General features: G+C 72.1%; 10 protein-coding genes. 2 read left to right on the top strand and 8 right to left on the bottom strand.

Features of this window, described 5'->3' with window-relative positions; all coding sequences use genetic code 11:
* Window positions 1–230: 230 nt before the first annotated feature.
* The 6 genes from K304_RS0108845 to K304_RS0108820 all read right to left on the bottom strand — a co-directional run bounded on the left by K304_RS0108845 (window position 231) and on the right by K304_RS0108820 (window position 6,462).
* Window positions 231–1,889 carry a beta-N-acetylhexosaminidase gene (locus tag K304_RS0108845; RefSeq protein ID WP_027763447.1) on the bottom strand — a complete coding sequence of 553 codons (1,659 nt, stop codon included), beginning with the start codon at window positions 1,887–1,889 and terminating at the stop codon, window positions 231–233.
* Window positions 1,890–1,895: 6 nt separating this feature from the next.
* Window positions 1,896–2,720 carry a carbohydrate ABC transporter permease gene (locus K304_RS0108840; RefSeq protein ID WP_027763446.1) on the bottom strand — a complete coding sequence of 275 codons (825 nt, stop codon included), beginning with the start codon at window positions 2,718–2,720 and terminating at the stop codon, window positions 1,896–1,898.
* Between the two features lie 101 nt (window positions 2,721–2,821).
* The gene (locus K304_RS0108835) at window positions 2,822–3,724 is read right to left on the bottom strand and encodes a carbohydrate ABC transporter permease (protein WP_027763445.1); all 903 of its coding nucleotides are present in this window, start codon (window positions 3,722–3,724) and stop codon (window positions 2,822–2,824) included.
* The gene (locus K304_RS0108830) at window positions 3,721–5,034 is read right to left on the bottom strand and encodes an extracellular solute-binding protein (RefSeq protein WP_027763444.1); all 1,314 of its coding nucleotides are present in this window, start codon (window positions 5,032–5,034) and stop codon (window positions 3,721–3,723) included. Before K304_RS0108830 ends, K304_RS0108835 begins: the two co-directional genes overlap by 4 nt.
* 352 nt (window positions 5,035–5,386) lie before the next feature.
* Window positions 5,387–5,686, bottom strand: a complete 300-nt coding sequence (locus K304_RS0108825; RefSeq protein ID WP_027763443.1) for a DUF3039 domain-containing protein — start codon at window positions 5,684–5,686, stop codon at window positions 5,387–5,389.
* 11 nt (window positions 5,687–5,697) lie between these two features.
* The gene (locus K304_RS0108820) at window positions 5,698–6,462 is read right to left on the bottom strand and encodes a YqgE/AlgH family protein (RefSeq protein WP_027763442.1); all 765 of its coding nucleotides are present in this window, start codon (window positions 6,460–6,462) and stop codon (window positions 5,698–5,700) included.
* Between the two features lie 259 nt (window positions 6,463–6,721).
* On the opposite strand from K304_RS0108820, the gene murA reads away from it, so the two are divergent.
* Window positions 6,722–8,047 (top strand): UDP-N-acetylglucosamine 1-carboxyvinyltransferase, encoded by a 1,326-nt coding sequence (gene murA, locus K304_RS0108815; RefSeq protein WP_027763441.1) that lies wholly within the window; start codon window positions 6,722–6,724, stop codon window positions 8,045–8,047.
* Window positions 8,048–8,153: 106 nt separating this feature from the next.
* Here murA and K304_RS0108810 read toward each other — a convergent pair whose 3' ends face one another.
* Together K304_RS0108810 and K304_RS0108805 are read right to left on the bottom strand one after the other, a co-directional pair.
* On the bottom strand, window positions 8,154–8,435 hold the full coding sequence (locus tag K304_RS0108810) for an HU family DNA-binding protein (protein WP_027763440.1): 282 nt from the start codon (window positions 8,433–8,435) through the stop codon (window positions 8,154–8,156).
* 271 nt (window positions 8,436–8,706) lie between these two features.
* Window positions 8,707–10,161, bottom strand: coding sequence for an NAD-dependent malic enzyme (locus K304_RS0108805; RefSeq protein WP_027763439.1), 1,455 nt, complete (start codon window positions 10,159–10,161; stop codon window positions 8,707–8,709).
* A 294-nt stretch (window positions 10,162–10,455) separates the two neighbouring features.
* Here K304_RS0108805 and K304_RS0108800 point away from each other — a divergent pair, with 294 nt between their 5' ends.
* Window positions 10,456–10,662 carry a cold-shock protein gene (locus K304_RS0108800; RefSeq protein ID WP_027763438.1) on the top strand — a complete coding sequence of 69 codons (207 nt, stop codon included), beginning with the start codon at window positions 10,456–10,458 and terminating at the stop codon, window positions 10,660–10,662.
* The last annotated feature ends 43 nt before the right edge of the window (window positions 10,663–10,705 follow it).

The following is a 10,705-nucleotide window of genomic DNA, read 5'->3' as shown; positions in this document are numbered from 1 at the left end:
GGATCGCGGCGGTTCCGGCGGTACGTTCCGGTGCGTTCCGCATGCCGGGACGGATGCCGTTCGTCGCGTTCGCGTGCTCTCGGGAGATCCGGTGCGCGCGCGTCGCGGGCGGAGACCGACCATGACGGGTGCGCGAGCGTGCCGGACGTGCACGGCCACCCGTGCGCTGCGAAACGTACGCCTCCACGGTGGCAGTCCGCGCCCGGGAACGGGGGCCGCTCGCGCACGCCTCACACGATCGGGGGTGGTCCCTCGATCGGGCGTCCGAGCACCCCGGGACGACGCTGCCACGGCCGGGGCCCGGCGGGCGGCCGGTAGTCGACGCCGAGGGCGTCGAGACGGGCCAGGTGGGCGCCCTCCAGCCGGTCGCGGAAGTCGTCGAACGGCCGTGCAGCGGGCGGCGGGAGGTCGGACCAGACGGCCTCGGCGAAGGCCGCGAGCCGGGGGTGGGTCTGGTAGTCGACGCGCTGCCGGGTCTCCGCGGCCTCGGTCCACATGTTGGCCTGGGCGCCCAGCACCCGGGCCGCCGCGGGCGTTCCGGCCAGTCGCGGCGGCACGGGTTCGAAGCGGTAGACGTCCTCCAGGGTGCGGACGTAGCCGAGCGGCACCGGCTCGTCCTCGCCCGGGTGCTGGCGGTGGTCGAGGTACACCTGCTGCTCGGGGCACATCACCACGTCGTGGCCGGCCTCGGCGGCGGCGATGCCGCCCGCGTAGCCGCGCCAGGAGGAGACGACGGCGTCGGGCGGGAGGCGGCCGGCCCCGGCGTCGAGGATCTCGTCCCAGCCGACCGCACGGCGCCCGCGTGCCGCCAGGTGGCGTGCGAAATGGCTCACGAACCAGGCGTGCAGGGCGGGCTCTCCGGAGAGATCCTCCGTGCGGATGCGGTCCTGGGCTGCGGGCGAGGCACGCCACTCGCCGGTGGGGACCTCGTCGCCGCCGACGTGGATCCAGGGCGAGGGAAAGAGTTCCAGCACCTCCTCCAGCACCTCTTCGTAGAAGCGCAGCGTGCGGTCGGTGGGCGCGAGCACGTGCGGGCTGACGCCCCAGTCGGTCCAGACGCCGAGGGCTGCGGTGTCGACGGCGTCGGCGTTGCCGAGCTCGGGGTGGGCGGCCACGGCGGCCTGGGAGTGGCCCGGGACGTCGATCTCGGGGACGACGGTGATGTGGCGCTCCGCGGCGTACGCGACGATCTCGCGGATGTCGTCGTGGGTGTAGAAGCCGCCGTGCGGGCGCTCGTCCCACAGCGGGGAGGCGCGGTGGCCGAGGCGGGTGCGGGGCCGCCAGGCGCCGACCTCGGTGAGCCGGGGGTGGCGGCGGATCTGCAGACGCCAGCCCTGGTCGTCGGTCAGGTGCAGGTGCAGCACGTTGAGCTTGTGCAGGGCGAGCAGATCCAGGCAGCGGAGCACGTCGTCCTTGGGCTGGAAGTGCCGTGCCACGTCCAGGAGGTGGCCGCGCCAGCGGAAGCGGGGCGCGTCCTCCACATGCACGGGCGGCACGGTCCACGGGCCGCCGCGGACCGGGGCGCGCCGGTAGGCGGCGGGGGGCAGGAGCTGCCGCAGGGTCTGCACCCCGTGGTGGACGCCCGCCGCTCCGCCGCCCGTGATCCGCACGCCGCCCGCGTCGACGTCCAGCCGGTAGGACTCCGGGCCGGGCCCCACGGCGGAGCCGTCGTCGTCCACGGCCAGCGCGACGTGCGGTCCCTCGTCCCCGCTGCGGCGGGGCGGGAGCGGCAGCCCGGTGGCGGCGCCCAGGGCGGAGCGCAGCAGCCGGGCCGCGCCGTCGGTGCCCGGCCCCGCCTCGACGGCGGTGGTGCCGGTGAACGTGAACGGGGGGCCGCCGACGGCTTCCAGGACACGCGGGGCGGGGATCAGCCGGGGCTTCTCCGGCACGGGGCATCAGTCCTTCACGGCGCCGCCGAGGCCCGAGACCAGGCGGCGCTGTACGGCGACGAAGAAGACCAGCACGGGCACGGTCATCACGGTGGAGGCGGCCATCACGCCTCCCCAGTCGGGGGTTTCGGTGTCGAAGAAGACCAGCAGTGCCATCGGGAGGGTGGAGTTCTCGGTGGCGCTGATGAGGAACGACTTGGCGAACAGGAAGTCGTTCCAGGTGGAGATGAAGGAGAACACGCTGGTGGCCACCAGCCCGGGGAGCACCAGCGGAAAGAGGATCTGCCACAGGAACCGGCTGCGGCTCGCGCCGTCGAGGTACGCCTGCTCCTCCAGGGACGCGGGAACGGCTTTCACGAATCCGCGCAGCATCCACACCGCGAACGGCAGGGAGAAGGCGAGGTGCGGAAGGATCAGGGAGATCAGCGAGTTGAGCGCGCCGACGTCCCGCATGAGGAAGAACACGGGAATGGTGAGCGCCTCGATCGGGACCATCTGCGCGGTGAGGAACATGATCAGCACGGTGGTGCGGAAACGGAACCGGAATCGGGCGACGGCGGTGGCCGCGAGAAACGCGATGAGCGCGGAGGCGACCACGACGGTCCCGGCGACCAGCAGGCTGTTGAGGAAGTAGCGGCCGAAGTCCTGCTGGGTGAAGACCCGCTGGAAACTGTCCAGGGTGGGGCTCGTCGTCCACGGCACGGGCCGGTCGGACTGCACCTCGGCCTGCGGCTTGAACGCGGAGAGCACCATCCAGTAGAGGGGAAAGGCGACCACCAGTGCGGTCGCGAGCGCCCCGGTCTCGGCCAGCAGCCGCCAGGGGCGCCGAATCCGCGGCAGGCGTAGGGCGCGGGACGCGGTCGGTCGCGTCGGCGCGCTCCGCTGGGCCGGCACCTTCGCGGCCCGTGCGGTCCTCGTGGTCGGTGTGGGCGTCACAGTTCCTCACCCCGGCGGCGCAGCACGCGCAGATAGACGAGCGTGACGCCCAGCAGGATCAGCAGCATCACGATGCCGATCGCGGAACCCAGGCCGTAGCGGGCGGACGCGAACGCCTTCTGGTAGGCGTACACGTTGAGCACGAGATTCTGGCCGGCGACGCCCCCGCCTCCGGTCATCACGTAGATCTGCGTGAATATCTTGAAGTCCCAGATGATCGACTGGATGGTCACCACAACCAGTAGCGGCCGCAGCATCGGCGCCATGACGCTGCGCCAGATCCGCGGCGTCCGCGCGCCGTCGAGGGCGGCGGCCTCCAGCACCTCTGCGGGAATGGCGCGGATTCCGGCGTAGACCGTCACCATCACGAGTGGGAACGAACACCACACGACCTCCAGGAACACCAGGAGGAACGCGCTCCACCGGCCGTACGTCCAGGAGAAGTCGCCCAGTCCGAACACCCGGTTGACCGGGCCGAAGTCGGGGTGGAAGAGGAACACCCAGACGGTGGACCCGGTGATGGCCGGGGTCGCCCAGGCGCCGAGCGAGGCCAGCATCAGCGCCAGCCGCGGCACCGCCCGCACCCGGGTCAGCAGGACGGCCAGCGCGCAGCCGACGACCAGGGTGCCGAGGACGCAGACGGCGGCGAAGCCGACGGTGACCAGCAGCACGTCCCAGAACTTCGGGTCGCGCGCCAGCTCTGCGTAGTTGCCCAGGCCCTGGAACGTGGTCGGCTGCCCGCCGCTGACCTGGGCCTGGGTGTACTCGTAGAGGGAGATCAGGCCGAGCTGGTAGATCGGGTACGCGAGCAGCGCCGCGATCACCAGCAGCGCGGGGGCGAGGTAGAGCCAGGGCGTCCACCCGCCCCCGCGGCGCGCGGCGACGGCCGGGCCGCTCACCGCGCGAAGGCCTCGTCCATCGTGCGTGCGGCGGCCCCGGTGGCTCCGGGCACGTCCTGCTTGCCGCTGACGACGCGCTGGAACATGGTGGGCAGCACCTGGCTCGCGTCGATGGCCGACCACGCGGGCGTGGCGGGCACGAACTTCGCGCCGGCGTCCAGCGTCCGCACGAAGGGCTCGACGAACGGCTCCTCGGCGGCGACCTGCTGCCGGGTGTCGGTGAAGGTCGGCAGGAAGCCCATCTCTGCGAACAGCCGCTCCTGCGTCTCCTTGCCCGCGAGCCGCCGCATCAGGTCGACGGCCAGACCGCGGTGGCCGGTGCCGCGCATGACGCCGAGGTTGTTGCCGCCGGCGAAGGCGGGCGCGATCTCCCCCTCCCGGACACCGGGCAGCGGCACCACGTCGTAGCTGCCGGCGACCTCGCTGTCCCCGACGGCCTCGCGGTTGAAGTCGCCGCCGATCACCATGCCCGCCTTGCCGTTGGCGAAGGCTTCGACCGTGTCGTTGCCGCCCATCTGCGCGCAGGTGGCGGGCGGGCAGTTGCCGGGGCCGAAGAGGTCGGTGTACGCGGTGACGCCCTTGCGTGCGGCCGCGGCGTCGATCGTCGCCGTCCACGCACCATCGCGCTTCTCGGCGACCTCGCCGCCGTGCGCCCAGACGAAGGGCAGGGCGCCGTAGGTGTACGAGCCGCCGACGGCGATGCCGTACATCTGCGGGCGCTCCTGCCGTATCCGTCGTGCGGTGTCGGCGAGTTCGTCGAGGGTGGCGGGCGGTTCGAGGCCGAGGTCGTCGAACACGTCCGTGCGGTAGTACAGGGCGCGGACGCCGACGAACAGCGGAGCGCCGTACACGCGACCCTGGACGGTGACCGACTGCCGTGCGGTGGGATCGGCGTCCGCGGCCTCGTCCCACTCCTCGAAGGCGTCGGTGACGTCGAGGAGGGCGCCGTTCTCGACCAGGCCGGCGGTGTCGGTGTTGCCGAACTCGACGACGTCGGGAGCGGAGGAGGGGTCGTTCAGGGCGCCCTTCATCTTCTCCGCGCGGCTGTCGACGGGGATGTACTGCACGTCGACGGTGACGCCCTCTTGCTGCTCCTCGAACCCGGCGACGACGTCGTCGACGATCCGCTGCTTCGGCGCGTTGTCGACCTCGCGGAACAGCCAGACGCGCAGCGTGCCCGTCCGGTCGTCGCCGCCCTGCTCCGCGCCGCCGGAGGAGGTGGACGGCGCGCAGCCGGTGAGGGCCAGGGCGGCGGCCAGACCGAGGACGGCGGCCGGCCGGGAGAGGAGTCGGAGTGCGGACGGTCTCATGGCGTGCCCCCTGGCGGGTCGACGGCGGAACGACACAGCGTTGCAACATGCGCAATGCGCGTTTCGCATTGCACAACCGGGCCGGGCAGGAGGCTAGAGCCGACCGTCGCGGGCCACAAGAGGTCTCGACCAATCGGATGCGGCGGAACGGCCGGGCGGCCGGGCCGGGCGACCGGAACGGCCGGAGCACGGAGCGGCGGGCGGGGGCGGTGCGGTGCGTGGGGCGGGCACGGGTGGCCGCCGCGCACAGCACGGCGCGCCCCGCCGGGCCCTCGTTCGAGAGGGTGCCCGGCGGAGCGCGCCGTGTGAGCCCTGCGCGGTGTGCGGCGTCAGGTGTGCGCCGCGGCGGGCGCTACTTCTTGCCGCCCTTGCCGTCGCCGTCCTTGCCGTTCTTGTCGCCTCCGGCGCCCATGGTCTCGTAGATCTCCTTGCACATGGGGCACACCGGGTACTTCTTCGGGTCGCGACCCGGCACCCAGACCTTGCCGCAGAGCGCGACGACGGGCGTCCCGTCGAGCGCGCTGGCCATGATCTTGTCCTTCTGGACGTAGTGGGCGAACCGCTCGTGGTCGCCGTCACCGTGCGATGTCTGCGGGGTCGGCTCGACGAGAGTGCCGGTACCGGTCCCGCGCTCGGGCTCGAGAGTGCTCATGTGACCCAAGCCTAATTCAGCGAGGCGTCGTCCGGGTACGTCGCGACCATGGCCAGTTCGCTGCGCTGCCGCCGCAGTACGGAACGCCACAGGCCCTCGGGGGCGGGCGAGGACACGTCGCCCGGCTCGGACTCCACGACGTACCAGGCGCCTTCGGCGAGCTCGTCCTCGAGCTGGCCCGCGCCCCAGCCGGCGTACCCGGCGAAGATGCGCAGCGAGCCGAGTTCGGCCGCCAGCAGCTCGGGCGGCGCGTCCAGGTCGACCAGGCCGATCGCGCCGAAGACGCGGCGGAATCCCAGCGGGCCGTCCCCGGGGCCGCGCGGGGCGTCCGGGCCGGTGACGCCGCCGAGCACGTCCGCGGCCTCGGCCGCCGCGTCGCCCGCGAGGTCCGCTCCGGGCGCGGGGTCCGCTCCCCCCGCGGCGTCCGGCGCCCCGTCGTGAGCCGGCCGCTCCGGGCCCGTGCGGGGACCGGCCGCGCCGGTGAGGGGGCCGTTCGGGCCGTGGTCGCCGTTGCCCGTGGGGACCACGGCCAGCCCCAGCGCCGCGTCCAGCGACACCGGCCCCCCTTGGAACACCACCCCCGGGGCGCCCGCGAGATCGCCCCAGCCCTCCAGGATGTCGTCGACGTCCACGGGCGTCGGGCGGTTCAGGACCACGCCCAGCGAGCCCTCCTCGTCGTGGTCGAGGAGCAGCACGACGGCGCGGTCGAAGTTCGGGTCGGACAGCACCGGGGTGGCGACCAGCAGCCGCCCGGTGAGGGAGGACACCTCGGTCATGCCGCAATGATCCCACTCGTGGCACCGACAGGGATACCTTCCGGCCGCACTCCGGCCCCCCGAAAGGCGCGAAACCGCCGGTCACCCCGTGGGCATGCGGTGGCCGGGGACCTCCGCCGGCCGACGATCCGGGCACCTCCCGCACCGGAAGAAACGGTTCCGGAAGCACGCGGGCCCGCGCAGGGCGTACGGAAAGCGGCCTGTGGGCCATTAGTCTTGAGTGCTGTCCCCTGAAACCCCGTTCGAAACGCGGAGCTCCATGTCCGGCACCGAAGATGTCCTGCTCGTCCACGGCGGTAGCCCGCTGGAGGGCGAGATCCGTGTCCGCGGCGCGAAGAACCTCGTGCCCAAGGCCATGGTCGCGGCGCTGCTCGGCAGCGGCCCGAGCCGCCTGCGCAACGTGCCCGACATCCGCGACGTGCGGGTGGTGCGCGGCCTGCTGCAGCTGCACGGCGTCACGGTGGGCGCGGGCGAGGAGCCGGGCGAACTCGTGATGGACCCCTCGCGGGTGGAGAGCGCCGACGTGGGCGACATCGACGCGCACGCCGGCTCCTCCCGCATCCCGATCCTCTTCTGCGGCCCGCTGCTGCACCGCCTCGGCCACGCCTTCATCCCGGGCCTCGGCGGCTGCGACATCGGCGGCCGCCCGGTGAACTTCCACTTCGACGTGCTGCGCGAGTTCGGCGCGACCATCGAGAAGCGCGCCGACGGCCAGTACCTGGAGGCGCCGCAGCGGCTGCGCGGCTGCAAGATCAGCCTGCCGTACCCGTCGGTCGGGTCCACCGAACAGGTGCTGCTCACCGCGGTGCTGGCGGAGGGTGTGACCGAACTCTCCAACGCGGCGGTCGAGCCGGAGATCGAAGACCTCATCTGCGTGCTGCAGAAGATGGGCGCGATCATCTCCGTCGACACCGACCGCACCATCCGCATCACCGGCGTCGACCGGCTGGACGGCTACACCCACCGGGCCCTCCCGGACCGGCTGGAGGCCGCGTCCTGGGCGAGCGCCGCGCTCGCCACCGAGGGAAGCGTCTACGTCCACGGCGCCCGGCAGCGCGAGATGATGACGTTCCTCAACACCTACCGCAAGGTCGGCGGCGCGTTCGAGATCGGCGACGAGGGCATCCGCTTCTGGCACCCCGGCGGCCCGCTGAAGGCCATCGCCCTGGAGACGGACGTCCACCCGGGCTTCCAGACCGACTGGCAGCAGCCGCTGGTCGTGGCGCTCACCCAGGCGTCCGGGCTGTCGATCGTGCACGAGACCGTGTACGAGTCGCGGCTGGGCTTCACGGAGGCCCTGAACCAGATGGGCGCGCACATCCAGCTCTACCGCGAGTGCCTGGGCGGCACGCCGTGCCGCTTCGGGCAGCGCAACTTCCTCCACTCCGCGGTCGTGTCCGGGCCGACGAAGCTCCAGGGCTCCGACCTGGTCATCCCGGACCTCCGGGGCGGGTTCTCGTACCTCATCGCGGCACTGGCCGCACAGGGCACGTCGCGCGTGCACGGCATCGACCTGATCAACCGCGGCTACGAGAACTTCATGGAGAAGCTCGCCGAGCTCGGCGCCAACGTCGAGCGCCCGTAGGGCGCACCCGCGCCGGACGGCAGGCAGGCCGCCGGCGCTTCGGACGCGACGAGGGGCGGCCACCCTGGGAGGGTGGCCGCCCCTCGTACTCGGAGGGCGTCAGCCCTTACTTGCCCTTGGCGGCTTCCTTCAGCTTGGAGCCGGCCGACACCTTGACGCTGTACCCGGCCGGAATCTGGATCGGCTCACCGGTCTGCGGGTTGCGCGCCTGGCGGGCGGCGCGGTGCGTGCGCTCGAAGGTGAGGAAGCCGGGGATGGTGACCTTCTCGTCGCCCTTGGAGACGACCTCGCCGGTCACCTCGGCCAGAGCGGCCAGAACGGCGTCGGCGTCCTTGCGGGTCACCTCGGCACGATCGGCCAGAGCGGCCACCAGCTCACTGCGGTTCATAGTTCGTTACTCCCGTGTTCTTCTTGCCGTTGAGGCGTGAGTCGAAGCCGATGCTGCCAGGGCCCTCGGACAGTCCCCGGACCCGGGTCCTAAGGTTCAGACCCTCGCGCCCGAAGACGCATCCTGCCCCCACCTGCGGCGGGAACGCCAATCCGACACCCTTCCGGCGCCCTTCCGGCTTCTCGAACCCTACGGGCCACACGGGTGCCGACACCCGCGACGCGCCGGGCGGACGCGGGCCGGGACCCGTGAGAGGTGTCACCCGCCCGGGTCACTCCCCCGACGCGCCGGCCGCCTCCGTCGCCGGCTGCGTCGCGGATTCCCCGGCGGCCCTGACGGCCTTGCGGACCGCGCCGGCCACCGCTCCGGAGACCTTCTCGTTGAAGACGCTGGGGATGATGTAGTTCGCGTTGAGCTCGTCCTCCAGCACCACGTCGGCGAGCGCGCGCGCCGCCGCCAGCATCATCTCGGTGTTGACCGTACGCGACTGCGCGTCCAGCAGGCCGCGGAAGACGCCGGGGAAGACCAGCACGTTGTTGATCTGGTTCGGGAAGTCGGAGCGTCCGGTGGCGACGACCGCCGCGGTGCGGCGCGCCTCGGCCGGGTCGATCTCCGGGTCGGGGTTGGCGAGCGCGAAGACGATCGCGCCGTCGGCCATCGTGGCGACGTCCTCGCCGGCCAGGACGTCGGGAGCGGACACGCCGATGAACACGTCGGAGCCGGCCACCGCGTCCTTGAGCGTGCCGGTGACGCCCTCGGGGTTGGTGTTGCGGGCGATCCAGCTCAGCGGCGAGTCGGGGGCGGCGTCCACCAGGTCCTCGCGTCCGCCGTGCACGACGCCGTGGATGTCGGCGACCACCGCGTGCTTGACGCCGGCGGCCAGCAGGAGCTTGAGGATCGCCGTACCGGCCGCGCCGGCGCCGGACATGACGACGCGCACGTCCTCGATGTTCTTGCCGACGACGCGCAGCGCGTTGTGCAGCGAGGCGAGGACGACGATGGCGGTGCCGTGCTGGTCGTCGTGGAAGACGGGGATGTCCAGGGCCTCGCGCAGCCGCGCCTCGATCTCGAAGCAGCGCGGCGCCGAGATGTCCTCGAGGTTGATGCCGGCGAAGCCGGGGGCGACCGCCTTGACCACCTCGACGATGGTGTCGGTGTCCTGGGTGTCCAGGCAGATGGGCCAGGCGTCGATGCCGGCGAACGTCTTGAACAGCGCGGCCTTGCCCTCCATCACCGGAAGCGCGGCCTTGGGCCCGATGTTGCCCAGGCCGAGGACGGCGGAGCCGTCGGTGACGACGGCGACCGAGTTGCGCTTGATGGTGAGCCGCCGGGCGTCCTCGGGGTTCTCCGCGATCTGCGTGCAGACGCGGGCGACGCCCGGGGTGTAGACCATGGAGAGGTCGTCGCGGTTGCGAATCGGATGCTTGGACGACATCTCGATCTTGCCGCCGAGGTGCATCAGGAACGTCCGGTCGGAGACCTTGCCGAGCGTGACGCCCTCGATGCCCCGCAACTGCTGCACGATGGAGTCCGCGTGCGCGGTGGAGCTGGCGGCGATGGTGACGTCGATCCGGAGCCGTTCGTGGCCGGAGGCCGTCACGTCCAGACCGGTGACCGAGCCGCCGGAGGACTCCACGGCAGTGGTGAGCTGACTGACCGCGGTCCCGCCCGCGGGGACTTCGAGACGGACCGTCATCGAGTACGAGACGCTGGGCGCCGTTGCCATGGCCGACTTCCTCTGCTTTCCCTGTGCTACCGGGCGCCGGCCCGGTCCGCCGGGGACCGTTGCGCGCGGCGCGTCACCAGATAGTCCCACCTACCGACTGGTACGCAGAAACCTGACCCCTCTCGTGGAATCATTCTTCCACCATACGAGAGAAAGCGCTCCGCGAGGAACCCCGGGCACCCCGCGGAGCCGCAGCGACATGCACCCTCCACGTCATCAATCAGTCGAAAACGGTCCGAATCGTTCTAGGATCCTGCCCGCACACGCTCATGTACGTACACGGGAGACCGAACAATGGCTCAGGGCACGGTCAAGTGGTTCAACGCGGAGAAGGGCTACGGCTTCATCGCCCAGGAGGGCGGCGGGCCGGACGTCTTCGTCCACTACAGCTCGATCAACGGTGACGGATACCGCAGCCTGGAGGACGCCCAGCGCGTGGAGTTCGAGATCGCTCAGGGCCGGAAGGGCCCGCAGGCCGAACAGGTGCGCGTTCTCGGCTGACGGCCCGAGCGGAGCCCGGCGAAGCGGGGCGACGAGGAGAAGG

This window comes from Streptomyces sp. CNS606, assembly GCF_000426325.1.
The sequence above is the reverse complement of the archived record's forward strand: the minus strand, read 5'-3'. Positions and strand labels throughout refer to the sequence as shown.

What these genes read in the sequence shown, in the direction of transcription:
- K304_RS0108830 (WP_027763444.1), bottom strand. Translation starts at nt 5,034, where the DNA reads ATGAGACCGTCCGCACTCCGACTCCTCTCCCGGCCGGCCGCCGTCCTC.
- K304_RS0108825 (WP_027763443.1), bottom strand. Translation starts at nt 5,686, where the DNA reads ATGAGCACTCTCGAGCCCGAGCGCGGGACCGGTACCGGCACTCTCGTC.
- K304_RS0108820 (WP_027763442.1), bottom strand. Translation starts at nt 6,462, where the DNA reads ATGACCGAGGTGTCCTCCCTCACCGGGCGGCTGCTGGTCGCCACCCCG.
- murA (WP_027763441.1), top strand. Translation starts at nt 6,722, where the DNA reads ATGTCCGGCACCGAAGATGTCCTGCTCGTCCACGGCGGTAGCCCGCTG.
- K304_RS0108810 (WP_027763440.1), bottom strand. Translation starts at nt 8,435, where the DNA reads ATGAACCGCAGTGAGCTGGTGGCCGCTCTGGCCGATCGTGCCGAGGTG.
- K304_RS0108805 (WP_027763439.1), bottom strand. Translation starts at nt 10,161, where the DNA reads ATGGCAACGGCGCCCAGCGTCTCGTACTCGATGACGGTCCGTCTCGAA.
- K304_RS0108800 (WP_027763438.1), top strand. Translation starts at nt 10,456, where the DNA reads ATGGCTCAGGGCACGGTCAAGTGGTTCAACGCGGAGAAGGGCTACGGC.